General features: G+C 57.6%; 16 protein-coding genes. 10 read left to right on the forward strand and 6 right to left on the reverse strand.

Features of this window, described 5'->3' with window-relative positions; translation table 11 throughout:
- Window positions 1-209: 209 nt before the first annotated feature.
- From H8B14_RS19730 to panC, 5 genes are all read right to left on the reverse strand, one after another.
- Window positions 210-893 carry a zinc metallopeptidase gene (locus tag H8B14_RS19730; RefSeq protein WP_187317392.1) on the reverse strand — a complete coding sequence of 228 codons (684 nt, stop codon included), beginning with the start codon at window positions 891-893 and terminating at the stop codon, window positions 210-212.
- A 105-nt stretch (window positions 894-998) separates the two neighbouring features.
- Window positions 999-1,478, reverse strand: a complete 480-nt coding sequence (gene rfaE2 / locus H8B14_RS19735; protein ID WP_187317393.1) for a D-glycero-beta-D-manno-heptose 1-phosphate adenylyltransferase — start codon at window positions 1,476-1,478, stop codon at window positions 999-1,001.
- The gene (locus H8B14_RS19740) at window positions 1,462-2,532 is read right to left on the reverse strand and encodes a lysylphosphatidylglycerol synthase transmembrane domain-containing protein (RefSeq protein ID WP_187317394.1); all 1,071 of its coding nucleotides are present in this window, start codon (window positions 2,530-2,532) and stop codon (window positions 1,462-1,464) included. The genes rfaE2 and H8B14_RS19740 overlap by 17 nt, the downstream gene beginning before the upstream one ends.
- Before the next feature lie 95 nt (window positions 2,533-2,627).
- Window positions 2,628-2,975, reverse strand: a complete 348-nt coding sequence (panD, locus tag H8B14_RS19745; protein ID WP_187317395.1) for an aspartate 1-decarboxylase — start codon at window positions 2,973-2,975, stop codon at window positions 2,628-2,630.
- Window positions 2,976-3,028: 53 nt separating this feature from the next.
- Window positions 3,029-3,874 carry a pantoate--beta-alanine ligase gene (panC, locus tag H8B14_RS19750; RefSeq protein WP_187317396.1) on the reverse strand — a complete coding sequence of 282 codons (846 nt, stop codon included), beginning with the start codon at window positions 3,872-3,874 and terminating at the stop codon, window positions 3,029-3,031.
- Between the two features lie 119 nt (window positions 3,875-3,993).
- On the opposite strand from panC, the gene H8B14_RS19755 reads away from it, so the two are divergent.
- The 10 genes from H8B14_RS19755 (at window position 3,994) to H8B14_RS19800 (ending at window position 15,549) form a co-directional block, all read left to right on the forward strand.
- Window positions 3,994-4,815, forward strand: a complete 822-nt coding sequence (locus H8B14_RS19755) for a glycogen/starch synthase (protein WP_187317397.1) — start codon at window positions 3,994-3,996, stop codon at window positions 4,813-4,815.
- Window positions 4,799-6,364 carry a DUF4270 family protein gene (locus H8B14_RS19760; protein WP_187317398.1) on the forward strand — a complete coding sequence of 522 codons (1,566 nt, stop codon included), beginning with the start codon at window positions 4,799-4,801 and terminating at the stop codon, window positions 6,362-6,364. Before H8B14_RS19755 ends, H8B14_RS19760 begins: the two co-directional genes overlap by 17 nt.
- Window positions 6,365-6,463: 99 nt before the next feature.
- Window positions 6,464-8,299: a glutamine--fructose-6-phosphate transaminase (isomerizing) gene (gene glmS / locus H8B14_RS19765; RefSeq protein ID WP_187317399.1), complete on the forward strand. Its 1,836-nt coding sequence runs from the start codon at window positions 6,464-6,466 to the stop codon at window positions 8,297-8,299.
- Window positions 8,300-8,460: 161 nt separating this feature from the next.
- A complete protein-coding gene (locus H8B14_RS19770) occupies window positions 8,461-8,856 on the forward strand; it encodes a RidA family protein (protein ID WP_187317400.1) in 396 nt (131 codons plus the stop codon).
- 18 nt (window positions 8,857-8,874) lie between these two features.
- A complete protein-coding gene (locus tag H8B14_RS19775; protein ID WP_187317401.1) occupies window positions 8,875-9,060 on the forward strand; it encodes a hypothetical protein in 186 nt (61 codons plus the stop codon).
- Entirely contained in the window at window positions 9,060-9,668 is a 609-nt protein-coding gene (locus tag H8B14_RS19780; protein WP_187317402.1) for a pentapeptide repeat-containing protein, read from the forward strand. Before H8B14_RS19775 ends, H8B14_RS19780 begins: the two co-directional genes overlap by 1 nt.
- A gap of 291 nt (window positions 9,669-9,959) precedes the next feature.
- Window positions 9,960-11,507, forward strand: coding sequence for a glutamate--tRNA ligase (gene gltX, locus H8B14_RS19785; protein WP_187317403.1), 1,548 nt, complete (start codon window positions 9,960-9,962; stop codon window positions 11,505-11,507).
- 223 nt (window positions 11,508-11,730) lie between these two features.
- Window positions 11,731-14,004: a S41 family peptidase gene (locus tag H8B14_RS19790; protein WP_187317404.1), complete on the forward strand. Its 2,274-nt coding sequence runs from the start codon at window positions 11,731-11,733 to the stop codon at window positions 14,002-14,004.
- 161 nt (window positions 14,005-14,165) lie between these two features.
- Window positions 14,166-14,549, forward strand: coding sequence for a hypothetical protein (locus tag H8B14_RS19795; protein WP_187317405.1), 384 nt, complete (start codon window positions 14,166-14,168; stop codon window positions 14,547-14,549).
- Between the two features lie 220 nt (window positions 14,550-14,769).
- Window positions 14,770-15,549: a TIGR00266 family protein gene (locus H8B14_RS19800; protein ID WP_187317406.1), complete on the forward strand. Its 780-nt coding sequence runs from the start codon at window positions 14,770-14,772 to the stop codon at window positions 15,547-15,549.
- A gap of 677 nt (window positions 15,550-16,226) precedes the next feature.
- Here H8B14_RS19800 and H8B14_RS19805 read toward each other — a convergent pair.
- Window positions 16,227-17,678: an alginate O-acetyltransferase AlgX-related protein gene (locus H8B14_RS19805; protein WP_187317407.1), complete on the reverse strand. Its 1,452-nt coding sequence runs from the start codon at window positions 17,676-17,678 to the stop codon at window positions 16,227-16,229.
- Window positions 17,679-17,765: the final 87 nt, after the last annotated feature.

Genomic DNA, 17,765 nt, shown 5'->3' on the forward strand with positions numbered 1-17,765 from the left:
CGGTAAGAAAGGAGGGTGGGATGGGGAAAACGTCAGGGCGTATCGGCTGGACTGCAGCCAAACTGTGCTCAAAATTAAAGCGCAGATTCTGCAGATTGGGCGGCAAGCCCGGATTTTTTACTTAAATCCGGCCTGAAAAGCCGCAGACCCGCTATTTTGTTTGACAACACGTCTGCAACAGGCAGAGTGGAACCAGGCTTAACGAACAACTACTCGCGCCGCCGCCCCAGCAGCAGCGTACTGTAGTAAAACAACGTGGCAAGAGAGCCCAGGGCGGCCACTACGTAAGTCATGGCGGCCCATTTCAGAGCATCCTTGGCCATTACGTGCTCCTGCGGCGTCACAATACTGCGTTTGTCCATCCAGGCCAGCGCCCGTTTAGAGGCATCAAATTCTACGGGCAACGTCACGAAGCTAAAAAGCGTCGTGAGGGCGAAGAAAGCTACGCCTATTGTGAGTGGTAGCTTGGTTGTGTTGAGCATAATTACGCCCAAAAACAGCAGGATGGGCATGAACTTAGACACCGCACTCAGGGCCGGTACCATGGCCGAACGGAACTGCAGGGCGCTGTAGGCAGTGGCGTGCTGCACGGCGTGGCCGCACTCGTGGGCTGCTACAGCCGCCGCCGCGGCATTGCGTTCGGCGTACACCGTTTCGCTGAGGTTCACAGTTTTGTCGGCGGGGTTGTAGTGGTCGGTCAGGCGGCCTTCGGTGCTGATGACGCGCACGTCGGTGATGCCGTGGTCAGCTAGCATCAGCTCGGCAATCTGCCGGCCCGTAAGGCCGTTGCGCAACGCTACCTGTGAGTACTGCTCGAACTTGCTTTGCAGGCGGCGCTGAATCAGCCAGCTGGCCAGCATGGTAAGCAGAACGATGATATAAGCCGGATTCATGTGGTAGAGCAATGAGAGTGGTGGAAGGTAAAGAACGGTAGCTAACTGCCATTCTGACGGTTACAGGAGCCTACTCCTCCGCAACACTCTACCAGAACCTGGCCGCTAAGCCCCCGTCAAGATTCGCTCGACGATGCGCGAGGTGCTGTAGCCGGCCACCAGTGGCACAGTCAGCACCTGCCCGCCATGTTGCAACACCACTTCGTGGCCTACAATTCCACTGATTGGGTAGTCGTCGCCTTTCACCAGGATGTCGGGCAGGATGGCTTCAATCAGTGCCAGCGGGGTTTGCTCCTCGAAGAGCACTACCGCATCTACAAACAAAAGCGACGCCAGAATACGGGCGCGTGCCATTTCGTCCTGTAGCGGACGACCGGGCTTGAGGCGGCTGACGGAGGCGTCGGTATTGAGGCCCAGCACCAGCTTGTCGCCGAGGTGGCGCGCCTTTTCCAGGTAGTCCACGTGGCCCAGGTGCAGCAGATCGAAGCAGCCGTTGGTGAACACCACGCGCTGGCCTTCGGCTTTCCAGGCCTCTACTACCGGCAGCAACTGGGCACGGGTCAGGATTTTATCTTTGCTCCACATCGGCAGGCAGTTCAGGGGTTTCAACTGGCAGCAGCACACCACGGCGCGCCAGCTGGCCCGATTTCATCATGCTCAGCAGAAAGCTGATGCCGCCCATCAGCACTACCAGCAGCGTTTGGGCGCCGTGCACCACCAGCGCATAAGCAATGCCGCCCTCCTTGCTGATGCCGTACACCAGCAGCGTGCTTTGCACCAGCAGATGGAATACGCCAATGCCGCCCTGCACCGGCGCGGCCATGCCAAACGCCCCAAATGTCAGCACCGCTAGGGCCGCGCGCATGGTCAGGTCGTAGGTTTCAGGAAAGGCAAAGAAGGCCAGATAATCCATGAGGTAGTATACTGCCCACGTAAAGAAGGTGTGGAGCAGAAAGGCTCCTTTGTTTTCCATCCGCACGATGCTGAACACACCAGCCAGCAGGCCCTTCACGAAGCCGAGCATCTTGTTGAATACTGTATTCTGGCGCAAACGCTCCAGGTTGCGCCACAGCAGGTAGCTTGAAATCAGCAGGGCCAGCACTGCTACCACGGCGGCAGCTACCAGGGCATTGCGGTTGCGGGCCAGCGCATCGGCCTTGCCTTGCAGCAGGTAGGTATCCGCGAAGCCCCAGAAGGTCTTAAAGTCCAGCAGCAGCACCGTGCTCAGTAGCCCCAATAGCACCAGCACATCAATGATACGCTCGGTGATAACCGTACCCAGCGACACCTGCACCGGCACTTTGCTGGTACGCTGGAGCAAGGAGCAGCGCACTACTTCGCCCACCCGGCCCGGCAGCACCATGTTGGCGAGGTTGCCCACCATCATAGCGTTATACACGTCCCAGAAAGCCGGTTTCGGGCCGGTCACGGTGGGATCGAGCTGCATTTTCCAGCGGTAGGCCCGGCTTAGGTAGCCCAGCACCGATAGCAGCATCGTAAGCAGCAGCCACCAGTAGTTGGCGCCGCGCACAGTTTCGGCAATCCTGCTTAGATCCTGGCCGCGCACGGCATACCACATCAGCAGCCCCGAAACGGACAGTAGCAGGGCATATTTAAGGATGTTTAGAAGTTGCTTCACTAACTAAATTCTTGAATTGGTTAATGACTAAATGGCTGGTCGCTCTAAAAATACTTTAGAACGACCAGCCATTTAATTCGGCAGCCATTGGGCCCCTAAACCAGCCGGTTGTGTTGATCGGGGAAAATAATAGTGGGCTGGTGGGCCCTTGCTTCGGCGAAGTCAATGAGGCCGTAGGAGATGATGATGACGATGTCGCCTACGGCTACGCGGCGGGCAGCCGGGCCGTTCAGGCAGATCATGCCCGAGCCCCGCTCGCCTTTGATGGTATACGTCTCGAACCGCTCGCCATTATTGATATTGACGATGGTGACCTTCTCGTTTTCCACCATGTTGGCCGCATCCAGCAGGTCTTCGTCGATGGTGATGCTGCCCACATAGTGCAGCTCGGCCTGCGTAACCTTAACGCGGTGAATCTTCGATTTGAGAACCTCGATGTGCATGAAAAAAAGCAAATGACGAATAGGGCCGCAAAGATACGCAGGAGTGCTGCGTCTTACGCCACTACCACGTTGTCGATCAGCCGTACGCCTCCCAGATGCGCCGCCAGGCACAATACCACAGCGCGGCCAGGCTCCCAGGCAGCCACTGGTTGCAGCGTCCGAGCATCTGCCACTTCAAAGTACTCCAAGGAAAAGGCGGGCTCAGCTGCAATGTAGGCGGTAGCTTGCTGCTGCACCTGAGCCGGACTCAGGCCACTACGCACCGCCGCGGCGGCCTGCTCCAGCGCCTCATACAGGCGCGGCGCCACCGCCCGCGCTTCCACCGACAGCCGCCGGTTGCGCGACGACATGGCCAGGCCATCGGCCTCACGCACAGTTGGAAACGACACCAACTCCAGATCAAACGACAGATCCTGCACCAGTTGCTGCACAATAGCTACCTGCTGCCAGTCTTTCTGGCCGAAATACGCCTGGTGCGGCCGGCACATATGAAATAGCTTGCTTACCACCGTGGCTACCCCATTGAAGTGCCCGGGGCGGTGCGCGCCCTCCATCACCTGCTCCAATAGTCCGAAATTGAAGTGCAGCACTGTAGGTTGCGGGTACATCTCGTCCACCGATGGCAAAAACAGCACGGTGCAGCCGGCTGGGCCCAGCAGGGCGGCATCATCTTCCGGCAGCCGCGGGTAAAGCCGGAAGTCGTCGGGGTTGTTGAACTGAGTGGGATTTACAAAAATGCTGACTATAACCACGTCGCAGACGGCGGCAGCGGCCTCCACCAGTTGCAAGTGGCCGGCATGTAGCGCGCCCATGGTAGGCACCAGAGCCAGGCGCTGGCCGGCGCGCCGGCAGTTTTCTGTGTATGCATGCAACGCGGCAGCCGTGTGCAGTATCTCCATAGATGTAGTAGCCTTATTGGACAGGCTCCAGAGGGGTTTAGTTGAACTTTCGCCCAAATTTGTTTAATTTTGTGCTCCCCAACGTGTTGCCTTTCCCCAACTACCCTTTTCTGACTGATATGTCCAAGTTGAGAATCCTCTACGCGGCTACGGAGATTGATCCGTTTTTGCAGACCACCAAAGTAGCGGAATTTTTGCGGCGCCTCCCGCAGGGCATGCAGGAAATGGGGATGGAAATCCGCATTTTCGTTCCTCGTTTCGGCATTATCAACGAGCGGAAAAACCGGCTTCACGAAGTGGTTCGCCTTTCCGGCATCAACATTGCCGTGGGCGAAGACGAGAAGCCGCTTATCATCAAAGTGGCTTCTATCCCGAACGCCAAGTTACAGGTATACTTCATTGATAATGAGGACTATTTCCACCGCAAATCGGTGCTGGTAGACAAGAACGACAAGTTCCACGCCGACAACGATGAGCGCGCCATTTTCTTCTGCAAAGGGGTGCTGGAAACGGTGAAAAAGCTAGGCTGGGCTCCCGACATCGTTCATTGCAACGACTGGATGACGGGCCTGATTCCGATGTACCTGAAAACGACCTACAAGAAGGACCCGATTTTCAAGGATGCCAAGTCGGTTTTCACGATCTACAACAACGAATTTGACCACAAATTTGGCGGCGACATCATCGAAAAAGCTAAAATGCTGGATATCGATGACGACATGCTGGCCGGATTGAAGACGGCGGACTTCGGCGGCTTCATCAAAATCGGGATGGAATACGCCGACTCTATTGTGAAATCAGACGAGAACTTCAGCGACAACCTGAACGCCATCTTCACGGAGTACTCGCAGAACAAGAAGAACAAACAGATTGGGCAGGTAGGAGCCGACGAAAACCTACTGACTTCTTACTACGCACTTTATAATGAATTGGCCAACTAGCGCCTGCCGGCTCGCGTCGGTTTCCCTGCTTTCCGCAACGCTGCTGTTTACGGCCGCCAGCTGCGAAGACGCCAACAACCTGGGCGTAGAGTTACCCGGCACTGCCAACGCCGACACCCAATACCGTGACTTCCCCGTAACGGCCTCTACCGTACTGCGCGACTCCACTGAAACGCAGAAAGCCGACCGGTTTCTGGTAGGCCGGGTGCGGGAGAATGTGCTAGGCTCTACGGCTGCCACAGCCTTCTTGAACCTGAAGCTGCGGCCTTTAGCCATAGACTCTCTTCCGACCGAGGTAAAACGAGCCGAAACGGTTGTTGCGCCAAACGCCATCTTGGACTCAGTGGTAGTTGAGATGCCGTTTGACGAAGTGTATGGCTCAGCGGCTACCCCACTGCGAGTCAATATTTTTCAGCTAAACCAGCCACTGGACGACCGCACGGCCTATAACTCTGCATCGTCGGTATCATTTGGGCCCGAAATAGCCCGGGGGCTTTCGGCTCGTTTGAATGGTACGCGCAAAGACTCTGTTGGCACTAAGCCGAATCGCACTCAGGTGACTGTGCCCGACCGCACGGTGCGCCTGAAGCTGCACGGCGGCGGGCAGACTTCTGCTTTGGCTACCGCTGTATTTGAGCGTATCAAAACCACGGGATTCAATCAGGCGGCACTGGACGCCGTCTGGAAAGGTATTGCGTTTCAGCCGGCCGCTGACTTTAATACGGCCGTAGTAGGGCTGCGGGCTGCCGTAACAACGCGGGCGGTTTTCTACTACCGCTACACCAACAAGAAAAATACCGGTCAGCTCAGCGGCCGCTACAGCATTCCGTTCAGCAAGGGGAGCTGGACTCGCCTGACGATCAACGACGCGCCTCGTTACTTTACGCAGATTACCAATGAGCTACCAACTGGCTCGGCCCTGAGCCGACTGGGCGGTCCAAATGGAGCGACGCAGTCGGTGGCGGCGGCTGAAACAAACGGCTTGGTATATATACAGGGTGGCAATGGATTCGGGGCTAAGCTGGAAATTCCGGGATTAGAAGTCCTCAAGGGATTGGCGGCACCGCAGGCCAATGGTAGTCCGGCTATTGCCATCAACCGCGCCGAGCTGCTGATTCCGGTTCGCCCGTATTCCAATCTACTGTTTTCGCTGCCGGATAGCACCTTTCTGTATGAGGTAAATGCCAACAACCAGTCGTTATACCGCCCGTTGCTCAACACGCGGGTTGAGCGGATTGTGTTGCGGGATGGTGTTGCTCAGACGGGTGCAGGATTGTCGTCGGTTGCAGATGATTTTACCAGTGGCTTAGGCTACTATCAGAATGCGGCCAACGGCCGCCTATACACATTGTCGGATGCCAACCAGAACTTCAGCATGATCATGACGGGTTACGTGCAGGCATATGTATATGACAAGCTGGGTGGCGTTTCTCCGGCAGCCTTCGTACTATCCCCATCGTTGCGCAACTCTTATGGTCTTAGCCTAGACCGAGCCGTGTTGGATGCTAGCAACATCAAGCTCCGCGTCTACTACTCGCAGCTACGTTAACTTTGTCTTGTTTTTGTGCCTGCTGAGCCGCGGCATAGCATTTGCTATGCCGCGGCTCACTGCCATTTTTTCACGAAATCTACTTTTGCTTCCCTACTTATGTGCGGAATTGTTGCTTACATCGGTCACCGCGAAGCCTGCCCGATCATTCTGAAAGGCCTGCACCGTCTTGAGTATCGGGGCTATGACTCAGCCGGCGTAGCGCTGCTGAACGGCTCGCTTGACGTCTACAAGAAAAAAGGGAAAGTCGCCGAGCTAGAGGCGTTCCTGCAAGATAAAGACACGAAGGCGCAGGTAGGCATGGGCCACACGCGTTGGGCCACCCACGGCGAGCCGAACGATTCCAATGCCCACCCGCACTACTCTACGTCGGAGCGGATTGCCATTATCCACAATGGTATCATCGAGAACTACGCTGCGCTAAAGGAACACTTGCAGCAGCAGGGCCACACGTTCCATTCGGATACCGACACGGAAGTGTTTGTAAACCTGATCGAAGAGATTCAGAAGCAGCAACAATGCTCGCTGGAAGAGGCTGTTCGTCTGGCATTGCACGAAGTGGTAGGCGCCTACGCTATTGTGGTACTGAGCCGCGACGAGCCCAACCAGTTGATTGCAGCCCGTAAAGGCTCGCCATTGGTAATTGGCGTAGGCAAGGATGAGTATTTCCTGGCTTCTGATGCCACGCCCATCATCGAGTATACCAACGAGGTGATTTATGTGAACGACTACGAAATTGCGGTTATCAAAGACGGCAACCTCGAAATCCGTTCCAAGGAAGATGTACAGCAGACGCCTTACATCCAGAAACTGGAAATGGCGCTGGAAAGCATCGAGAAAGGCGGTTACGAACACTTCATGCTGAAGGAGATTTTCGAGCAGCCCCGCTCGATTCTCGACTCAATGCGTGGCCGCCTGGAACTGGATGCTGGCCATTTGAACATGGGTGGTATCCGGGCCTACGAGCGGAAGTTTATGAACGCCGACCGCATCATTATTGTGGCCTGCGGTACCTCGTGGCACGCTGGCCTGGTGGCCGAATATCTGCTCGAAGACCTGGCCCGCATTCCGGTGGAAGTGGAGTACGCGTCGGAGTTCCGCTACCGCAACCCCATCATCACGGAGCGCGACATTGTAATTGCCATTTCGCAAAGCGGCGAAACGGCCGATACACTGGCTGCCATTGAACTGGCCAAGAGCAAAGGCGCTACCATCTTCGGCATTTGCAACGTGGTGGGCAGCAGCATTGCCCGCGCCACCGACGCTGGTGCCTACACGCACGCCGGCCCGGAAATCGGGGTGGCATCAACCAAGGCTTTCACGGCTCAGGTAACAGTACTCACACTGCTGGCCATGATTGTGGGCCACAAGCGCGGTGCGCTTTCTGATACCCGCCTGCGCGAGCTGATGGTGGAACTGACCAACATTCCGGCAAAAGTTGAGAAAGCCTTGCTGCTCAACGACGAAATCAAGGTGATGGCCGAGATGTTCAAGGACGTGCCAAACTTCCTGTACCTCGGCCGCGGCTACAATTTCCCGGTGGCCTTGGAGGGCGCGCTGAAGCTCAAAGAAATCAGCTACATCCACGCAGAGGGCTACCCGGCTGCCGAAATGAAGCACGGCCCAATTGCCCTCATCGACGAGAACATGCCGGTGGTAGTTATTGCTACCAAAGACAGCTCGTACGAGAAGGTGGTGAGCAACATTCAGGAAGTGAAGGCCCGCAAAGGCCGTATTATTGCGGTGGTGACCGAAGGCGACACGGTTATTCCGGATATGGCGGAATTCGTGATTGAGGTGCCGCATACGTCGGAAGTGCTGGTGCCGCTGGTATCGGTGGTGCCGCTGCAGTTACTCTCCTACCACATTGCCGTCCTGCGCGGCTGCAACGTGGATCAGCCCCGCAACCTGGCCAAATCGGTGACGGTGGAATAAGGCTTTTTAAGGCTGCTTTTAAAGGAAGTCCATCGGCTGCGGCCGATGGACTTTTTCTTTTCGGGCCGAGTTGATTTCTCTAAATGAAGCATCTGGTAGCGCGCACAGCTGGCATTTTCCGCTTACTTTAGCTTTTCTCAATTCCCACTTACTCTGCTGCTATGCCCCATACTGTTGTGTACTCCGACCAGGCCCCCGCTCCTATCGGGCCCTATAGCCAAGCCATTCAGGCAGGCAATACCGTGTACGTTTCCGGCCAGATTGCCTTGGATTCTGTGACTGGCCAAGTGGTTGGTGGCGGCGACGTGGCGCAGGAGACTCACCAAGTGATGCGTAACCTGCAGGCAGTGCTGCAGGCGGCCGGCCTTACGCTGCGCGACGTGGTGAAGTGCAGCATCTTTGTGAAGGACCTCGGCAACTTTGGTTTGATAAATGAAATCTATGGCAGCTACTTCACGCCCGACTACGCCCCGGCCCGTGAAACGGTAGAAGTGAGCCGCTTACCAAAAGATGTGCAGGTGGAAATTTCGTGCGTGGCCGTACACGGCGGCTACTAATCCACCATCTTTTCAGCTATGAAAGAGCTTGGACTTGGCCTGTTCCTGATCGGCTTGCTATCCTTGATTCTGCCCTTTTTGGGCATGAAATTCATGTTCCTGACCTGGATTGAGCAATGGGGCGCTACCACGTCGCTGCTGATCCGGGGTGGTGTCACCTTGGTTGGGCTGATACTGTGGCTAAGCTTCCGAAACCGCGAATAATGCGCCGTCCTGCTACTAAAGCGCCTAAGCCACTGGCCAGGCCCACCTATTTTCCGGCCGAAAACATACTGGAGCGGGCGTTACCGCCGGCCCTTGCCGGGCAGCGCGAGTTCGAGGAATACCGGTTTCGCAACTTCGATCTGAGTGGTGCTAACCTGGCCGGTTTTCGGTTCACCGACTGCCTGTTTGAGAACTGCAACTTGGCCGGCGCCAATATTAGCCAGACGGCCCTGCAAAACGTGGCGTTTGAGGGCTGCAAGCTGCTGGGCTTACCCTTTCACGCCTGCCGCGACATGCTGTTCAGCGTGCACTTCGACCGGTGTCAGCTGGACTACGCATCCTTTCTGGGCCGGGCGTTGCCGGCTACCCGGTTTGTGGGTTGCTCGTTGCAGGAAGCGGATTTCTCGCAGGCCAACCTGACGGCGGCCGTTTTCGACGACTGCCAGCTCACCCGCGCTATTTTCCGCCAGAGCGTGCTGGTTGGCACCGATTTTCGGACGGCACACGAGGTGGAGTTGGACCCCGAGCAAAACGAAATGCGGCAGGCCCGGTTTTCGCGCCATAGCCTGCCGGGCCTGCTTACCAAGTACGCTTTGGTAATAGAATAGCTGGGTGATGGAGTAGCTGAGTAACTACTGTTAGGCAGTGGTAGTAGCGCGAACTTTGTAGTTCGCGTCTCCGCGCCGTTCAAATCATCCGAGCGGCTTGGAGGCCCGAACTTTGTAGTTCGCGCTACTGCCCCAACGTCATTGAAACCAACGCCCTGCGTAGCAGCAGTGAGTAAGTGGTTCTGCCAGTCAGCACAATCACGCAGTTACTCCACTACTCAGCTACTCTCTCGTATCTTTGCGGCGCGTTTTTCTACCTGATATCTGGAGACGCCGCGAACTGACTGACTTATGGAAAGAGAAGTACGGGTGCGCTTTGCGCCCAGCCCCACGGGGCCGCTGCACATCGGCGGCGTGCGCACTGCGCTGTATAACTACCTGCTGGCCCGCAAGCTAGGCGGCAAGATGCTGCTCCGCATTGAGGATACCGACCAGAACCGCTTTGTGCCTGGCGCCGAGCAGTACATCATGGACGCGTTGCATTGGTGCGGCATCGTTATCGACGAAGGCATCGAGCAGGGCGGCCCGCACGCGCCCTACCGCCAGAGCGAGCGGAAGCCCATGTATCGCCAGTACGCCCAGCAGCTCATCGACAGCGGCCACGCCTACTACGCTTTTGATACGGCCGAAGACCTGGACGCCATGCGCGCCCGCCTGACGGCCGCCAAGGTGCCCAATCCGCAGTACAACAGCATCACGCGCACCCAAATGCGCAACTCGCTCACGCTGCCCGCCGAAGAGGTGACGCAGCTGCTGGAAAGCGGCGCCCAGTACGTTATTCGCCTGAAAGTACCCCGCAAGGAAGAAATCCGCTTCAACGACCTGATTCGGGGTTGGGTGGTGGTGCATTCCTCGGCCGTGGATGACAAGGTGCTGATGAAGTCGGACGGTATGCCGACCTACCATCTGGCCAACATCGTGGACGACCATCTGATGGAAATCACGCACGTTATCCGGGGCGAAGAGTGGCTGCCCTCGGCGCCGCTGCACGTGCTGCTCTACCGCTACCTAGGCTGGGAAGACACCATGCCGCAGTTTGCCCACTTGCCGCTGCTACTCAAGCCCGACGGTACTGGCAAGCTCAGCAAGCGCGACGGCGACAAGCTTGGTTTCCCGGTATTTCCGCTGGAGTTCCATGGCACCGATGCCGACGGCCAGCCCACGGTGAGCAGCGGCTACCGCGAGTCGGGCTACCTGCCCGAGGCATTCATCAACTTCCTGGCCTTCCTGGGCTGGAACCCCGGCACCACGCAGGAGCTGTTTACGATGGACGAGCTGATTGAGCACTTCTCGATTGAGCGAGTGAGCAAGTCGCCGGCCCGCTTCGACCAGAACAAGGTGCGCTGGTACAACGAGCAGTATCTGCGCGCCAAGCCCGACGCCGAGCTGGCCCAGTTCCTGCTGCACGATCTGCAAACCCAGGGCCTGGATGTTTCGGCCGACAAGGCCGAGCAGATTGCGGCTCTCGTGAAGGAGCGCGCCACGTTCCCGGCCGATCTGGCTAAGGAGGCCCAGCTGTTCTTCCAGCGCCCTTCCGCCTACGATGAGCAGGTGATCAGCAAGAAGTGGAACGCGCAGGTTGCAGGCGCCCTCACCGAGTTTGCCCGCCAGCTGCCCGCCACCGCCGATACTACTCCCGACGGCATCAAAGTCCTACTCACGCAGGTAGTGGAAGGCCAGGGCCTGAAGCTGGGCCAGGTGTTGCAGGCGTTGCGTGTAGCCGTCACGGGTGCTGCCGCCGGCCCCGATCTGATGGCCATTATGAGCATTCTGGGGGCGCAGGAAACAGCTGAACGCATTGAGCAGGCTGTAGCAGCGCTGGCCTCGAAACTAGCCTAAGCAGCGGCGGTTCTTTTCGCATTCTAACGTCAAAGAAGCTGTCTGGTACGTGGTGCCAGGCAGCTTCTTTGTTTATTGGCCTAACTCATTTCAGTAAGAACCGATTATCGGATAACACCATATTGTCTTATCCCTACTTTACGTTGTATCATTAGCAGTATGCTGTTTTGTAGTATTCTTTACTTACGCCACTATGCGAGTATATGTATGCCTTTTGATTGGTTTGCTGCGTGCGATATCCACCACAGCGCAGGATGCCACACCCCGCGCCGTACAGAACATTGAGACATTTGGCCGGCTCTATGGCTACGTGCGCTACTTTCATCCCAGCGACGAAGCTGCTGCCGTGGATTGGGACAAGCTGGCCATACTGGGCTGCCAGCGCGTAGAATCGGCCCACACTGATGCCGAGCTTCAAACCATGTTGCTGGCTCTCTTCAAGCCCGTAGCCCCCACGTTGCAGTTGGTGAATGCCGGCAAAAACGTACGGTTCCAAGCCAAGCAGATCACTCCGCCCAAGCTAGCCGGCTACCGCACCGTCAGCTGGCAGCACCAGGGCATGGGCCAGCCTACGGCGCGCGGACCTTACTACAGCCGCCGCATCAACCGGCCAGCAGGAGCCCGGACAGCCGGCTTCGGCACGGTCATCAAATCCCTAGATGCGGCGGCGTACCGGGGCAAGGAATTCCGCTACTCGGCCATGGTACGCAACCGGCAGCCCGAGCGTGGCCTCGGTGCCCTGTGGGCCCGCGTAGATTTGCCAAACCGCAAAACTGGCTTCTTCGACAACATGAACGACCGGCCCATAGCCGACTCGGGCTGGAAAGAATACCGCTTAACCGGCACCGTCGATCCGCAAGCCGTTTCGCTGGTTTTTGGCGCGATGCTGCAGGGCCAGGGCCAGGTGCAGGTAGACGACATGCGGGTAGAGGTGCGCGACAACGGCACCTGGCAAACTGTATTCGCTACTGGCTTCGAAGACGACCCCACCGACCAGTATCCGCGCAGCTTGTCGGATAAGCCGGGAGCGGGCAGCGCCAACCCAGCCTATTCCTTCGCAGTTAGTGATGCGGAGGCCGCGGCGGGCCGCCGGAGCGTACTGATCAGCTCTACCAAAGCGCAGCCGGAAGCCCCGGCCAGTCCCGGGAACGATATGCTGTTTGCTGAGCACGCCAAGGTGGGTGAAGTGGTGCAGGAAGACATCGGTAGCAACCTGCGCTGCGTGCTGCCGCTGGCCCTATACGGCACCCGCACTGCCACTTTTCCGGCCGCCGATTCGGTGGCGCTGGCCCGGCTGCAGGCGGAACTTGGAGGCCTGTCGGCGGCCGATTTGCAGGGAAAGAACCGCGCCGTTCGGCTGGCCGATGTGGTAATTACCTGGAACGTCTTCCAGCACTTCTACCCTTACTTTGCCGTCACGAACTCCAACTGGCCTACGGCGCTACCCGAGGCGTTGCGCATGGCGTACCCGGAGCAGTCGGCGCAGGAGTTTCTGGGTACGTTACGGCGCCTCACGGCCCGCCTGCACGACGGCCACGTCCGGGTGCATCTCAGCAGCGGCACCGCCTTTCTCTTCCGGCTGCCCGTGGAGTGGGAATGGGTGCAGCAGCAGCTGGTGGTGACGCGGGTGCTGGGCGACTCTGTGCCGGTGCAGCGCGGCGACGTTATCAAAACCATCAACGGCCAGCCGGCCGACGCGTATTTCCGCACTGCCGAGCAGTACATTTCCGCGGCTACGCCGGGCTGGCTACGCTACCGTGCGGCCCGGGAAACCACCACGGGCCTGGCGGGCACCGCCGTGCAGCTGCAGGTGCAGAACGCTGCCGGCGCCCTACGTGCCGTGACGCTACGGCACAGCGTCGCGCCAACCAACCACACCTCTACCGCCGCGCAACCTGCTGCCCGGCGCATTTCGCCCACCGTCTATTACCTCAACCTGGACCAGCTGCCGATGGATTCCATCAACGCCTTACTGCCAGAGCTGGCGCGGGCCAAGGCCATCATCTGCGACCTGCGCGGCTACCCGAAAAACAACCACGAGCTACTCGCCCACCTGCTGCCCCGCCCCGACACGGCCCGGCACTGGATGCGGGTGCCGCGCTACCTCTACCCCAACCAGCAAAAGCTGGCCGGCTACGCGTATATGGGCTGGCAAATGCAACCGAAAGCGCCGCATCTGGCGGCCCGCATCATCTTTATCACCGATGGCAGCGCCATTAGCTACGCCGAAAGCTTTATGGGCATGGTAGAAGGCTACCAGCTGGCCACCATCATCGGGCAGCCTACAGCTGGCACCAATGGCAACGTAAACCCGTTTGTGCTGCCCGGCCGCTACAGCATTTCCTGGACCGGCATGGAGGTGCGCAAGCATGACGGCCGCCAGCATCACGGCGTGGGCATTACGCCAGATATTTACCTGGAAAAGACACTACAGGGTGTGCGAGAAGGTCGCGACGAGTTTCTGGAAAAAGCCATTGAGCTGGCTAATGAGCGGTAAACCTAGCCGTGCCCAAGCTACGCGCTGCATGGCAGGCCATAAAGTTTAGGGCTGGTTTGGTATCCGGCGGCGGTGCCGCTTCGTAGTGTGATGCTAGGAAGCGGCCCCGCTGTGTGTCAGGGGCGGCCGGCTTACTGCCCTACGCCTTATTGTTCGCTATTATGGCCAAGAAACCCGTCAGCCCGAAGAAGAAAAATAACGACCCCGAAAAGAAAGCCCGCGTGCATAAAGAGCTGGAAGGGTTTGAAATCAAGGTTAATCCCCTCGGCGAAATCACCTCCAACTACTCCATCGAAGACATCAACCAGTTTCTTAACCGCCACGTGCGCGACAAGAAATTGGTGAACCGCGACGGCCAGTTTGGCGAGAAGCCTGAAGATGAAGAGGAGTTTCCGCTTGAAGATGCCGCCGCTATTGAGCCGGAAGAATCGGAGGAAGATTTCATGCGCCGCACCAGCCGCGAAACCAAGAAGAAAGGCGCCAAAGCCGAGCCTGACGCCGCCGCCGAAGCAGCTGACACCCGCGCCGAGCTGCCGGAAGAATAGGTACAGGCCATCGTGGCGCACAACAGGAAAAGACCATCTGGTATTCCCTGAGTCGGATAGCCCGATCCAGCAAGGCCCTTCAGGCATAGGCTCGCAAGCTTAGCACCGGAGGGCCTTGCTATGAGCGGGTGCCTCGCCTGCCCTCAGACGGAAACTGCGCAACTACTGCGTTTTTACTATACTTGAGGCACCTTTTCACCTTATTCATTTTCTCATGGCGATGAACTCGCACGATGTAGACTACCAGATTCTGGGCAACGACATTCAGGTGCTGGAAGTGGAACTGGACCCCAACGAAACCGTTATTGCCGAAGCCGGCGCCATGGTGTACATGGAGGAAGCCATTGCCTTCGAAACCAAGATGGGCGACGGTTCGGAGCCCGACCAGGGACTGATGGGCAAGCTGTTTTCGGCGGGCACGCGCCTGATTACCGGCGAGTCGCTGTTTATGACGCATTTTACGCACCGCGGCAACTACGGCAAAAGCAAGGTGGCCTTTTCGGCCCCCTATCCCGGCACCATTATTCCGCTGGACCTGGGCACGCTGCCGCAAGGCCTGATAGTGCAGAAGGACGGGTTTCTGGCGGCTGCACGGGGCACGCGTATCAGCATCCACTTCAACCAGAAGCTAGGCGCCGGCCTGTTCGGCGGCGAAGGCTTCATTCTGCAAAAGCTCACCGGCGACGGTAAAGCTTTCATCCACGCGGGTGGCACCGTCATCGAGAAGCGCCTCAACAACGAATTGCTGCGCGTAGATACCGGCTGCGTGGTGGCTTTTGAGCCTAGTGTCGATTTCAGTATTGCCCGGGCCGGCGGCCTCAAATCCATGATTTTTGGCGGCGAAGGGCTGATGCTGGCCACGCTACGCGGCACCGGCCGCGTATGGTTGCAGTCGATGCCCGTGAAGAAGCTGATTCAGGCCCTGGCACCTACCGGCGGCAACGCGCAGAAGGAAAGCGGCGGCATACTAGGCAACCTCATGGGCGCCTTCGACCAATAGCAACGTTCAGCCATATGTTCAGCCGGCTACTGGCCTACCTGTTTGGTGGCCGGGGCCGCGCTGTACTGCTGGTCTAGGGCTTCAGGTTCCACTATCTGCGTTGCAATGATACCTAAGCTGACGATCAGGCCGAGAACCAACAGGCCCAGTAGCCCCAACATGGAGCGGTTGCTGAGCAAAGGAACATCTTCAGAAAAACGGCGACGCTTCCGGCGGGAGGAAACGTATGGGCGGTGGGAGGAGTCGGTAGCGGACACAGTGGAAGCAATGAGCCATAATTAATCCTCTAATATATACTTTATTTCATGTACAAGTATAAACAATACCGCTCTGTTTATAAAAATTATCATATCGTTTGCATCTTTTAATACCAGCAGCTTAAACACCTAGATGGCAGCAGATATGCGCCTCTGCCTGGGCGGTTGCAATGCGTACTGGCACGGCCCTAAAGCAACGCGCCCGAGGCTCAGCTGATTTTGCAGCCTCCTTGTCATGTAGCCTTCGCATTGTTGGGCAAGGCCGATAAAGCTGCAGCCGACCACTCAGTCCTCTCTCGGGTAGCAGTCGGTTTTGATGACCGACAGATTCGCTGTACGACAGCCAGACAAGGTGTAATAGGCTGTTTTACTGACATTTACTTTAAGCGGAAGAACCCGTAACTACTCCTGGCCGCCCGGTTAGCTGCCCGGATATGGCCGGTGCGCTTCATAATAAAGCGTAGCTTCTTCTTGCAGCAGGTCTTCGAAGCTACGGTTCGTTTCGTATGCTTTGCGCCACAACCGTCCTTCCACTTCCTTTGAGTTGCGCAGCCTGGCACTTACCAGTGCTATCTGCTTCTGGTCTTCTGCTGTGAGCGGGCACAGCAGCTGATAGATGTTCTGCGTGAAGCCGTAATCGAACGACACCAGGTATTCGGTGAACAGCACCAGCACCACTTCCTTGGATAGCAGCTCTTGTTTGAAATCCAGCTTGTTGACCTGCCGCTCCGGCGCCACATCGGCCCCGGGCCAGTCGATTTGCTGGTTGTAGTACCAGAACCTCGACTGCGGCTCATCGAACAAATTCTGCAAGTATGGATAGCTGCTTAATAGGCTCCAGGTGAAACTATCTCCAACTACCAGCAGCCGGGGCTTTTTCTGCGTGGGCTTCAGGGGCTGAAACTGGATGGTCGGATACGCCATCTGGAACGGCTTTGGCTCCCAGATCAGGTTCATGGCTTTGGCAATGTCGTCGTCGGTGTGGCGGGGCTCATCCGTCACAACCCGGTTGATTGCCTGAAAGTCGGGCATATCAAATCCACCTTTGTGCTCGATGTAGCGAAACAGCGTATCAGCGGCCAACGTGACGCCGTAGTCGCTCCAATGAATGCCACCGCGCGGAAACAGCGGATACGAGGCCGTATCCTTCCACTGCCGGAAACACTGGCTCAAATCCATCAGGTTGACCCCGGCTTTCCGCATTTGCTGCGCGTGAGCCTCGTAGTTGGTGATGGTCCGCGGCTGCCGCTGGTAGTAATCGGGGTGATATTCCGGGTAGAATGCGGCCTTATCCGGAGCCAGGGCAAACACCAGTAAAATGCCACGGCGTGCCAGCGCATCCTGAGCGGCCTTCACTTGCCGCACCCGTCTGCGCACAGTTTCGTCGCCCACATATTCCTGCCCATGATACGTCTGGATAAACTTCTCCTCGAACAGCACATTGTCTTTACCCACCAGAATATTGTTTGCCCGCCCGACGTGCAGTACGCTGTAGCCAACCTGGTTGCGCAACCGGATCAGCCACTCACGAAACCCCAGCCGATCTTGCAGGTATTTTTCAAATGTTGGCTGGTAGGTGTTGTCCAGTAGCGCCGTCCAGCTTAGTTCCGGATGCTGCGTTTCAGCATCTGCGTTGTAGCCCCCAAGTGCTGCTACGTTCACCCAGTGAAACTTGGCCTGGATGGCAGGGGCCAGCAGCAAGAGCAGCAGCAAGCCGAACAGCACCCGCTTGCTCATCTGCCCAGAAACCGACTGGACAGGCTGTCCGGCGGCTTGTCCGGCGGCTTGTCCGGCGGCTTGTCCGGTTGGTTCGGTTTGCCTAGCGGTAGGTCCGGTAGGTCCGGTAGTTTCGGGAGCACGCACGTCAGCCACGGCCTAGAAGCGGAAATAAATGAACGGATTGAACGAGCTGCCCAGTAGCGCCCCTGCGCTCAGCACCAGCAGCACGGCCGTGGCCAC

This window comes from Hymenobacter puniceus, from assembly GCF_014333525.1.
Taxonomy (GTDB): Bacteria; Bacteroidota; Bacteroidia; order Cytophagales; family Hymenobacteraceae; genus Hymenobacter.

Excerpts from the sequence above, each read along its gene's own strand:
- H8B14_RS19730 (WP_187317392.1), bottom strand. The coding sequence starts at position 893 with ATGAATCCGGCTTATATCATCGTTCTGCTTACCATGCTGGCCAGCTGG.
- rfaE2 (WP_187317393.1), bottom strand. The coding sequence starts at position 1,478 with ATGTGGAGCAAAGATAAAATCCTGACCCGTGCCCAGTTGCTGCCGGTA.
- panD (WP_187317395.1), bottom strand. The coding sequence starts at position 2,975 with ATGCACATCGAGGTTCTCAAATCGAAGATTCACCGCGTTAAGGTTACG.
- panC (WP_187317396.1), bottom strand. The coding sequence starts at position 3,874 with ATGGAGATACTGCACACGGCTGCCGCGTTGCATGCATACACAGAAAAC.
- H8B14_RS19755 (WP_187317397.1), top strand. The coding sequence starts at position 3,994 with ATGTCCAAGTTGAGAATCCTCTACGCGGCTACGGAGATTGATCCGTTT.
- H8B14_RS19760 (WP_187317398.1), top strand. The coding sequence starts at position 4,799 with ATGAATTGGCCAACTAGCGCCTGCCGGCTCGCGTCGGTTTCCCTGCTT.
- glmS (WP_187317399.1), top strand. The coding sequence starts at position 6,464 with ATGTGCGGAATTGTTGCTTACATCGGTCACCGCGAAGCCTGCCCGATC.
- H8B14_RS19770 (WP_187317400.1), top strand. The coding sequence starts at position 8,461 with ATGCCCCATACTGTTGTGTACTCCGACCAGGCCCCCGCTCCTATCGGG.
- H8B14_RS19775 (WP_187317401.1), top strand. The coding sequence starts at position 8,875 with ATGAAAGAGCTTGGACTTGGCCTGTTCCTGATCGGCTTGCTATCCTTG.
- H8B14_RS19780 (WP_187317402.1), top strand. The coding sequence starts at position 9,060 with ATGCGCCGTCCTGCTACTAAAGCGCCTAAGCCACTGGCCAGGCCCACC.
- gltX (WP_187317403.1), top strand. The coding sequence starts at position 9,960 with ATGGAAAGAGAAGTACGGGTGCGCTTTGCGCCCAGCCCCACGGGGCCG.
- H8B14_RS19795 (WP_187317405.1), top strand. The coding sequence starts at position 14,166 with ATGGCCAAGAAACCCGTCAGCCCGAAGAAGAAAAATAACGACCCCGAA.
- H8B14_RS19800 (WP_187317406.1), top strand. The coding sequence starts at position 14,770 with ATGAACTCGCACGATGTAGACTACCAGATTCTGGGCAACGACATTCAG.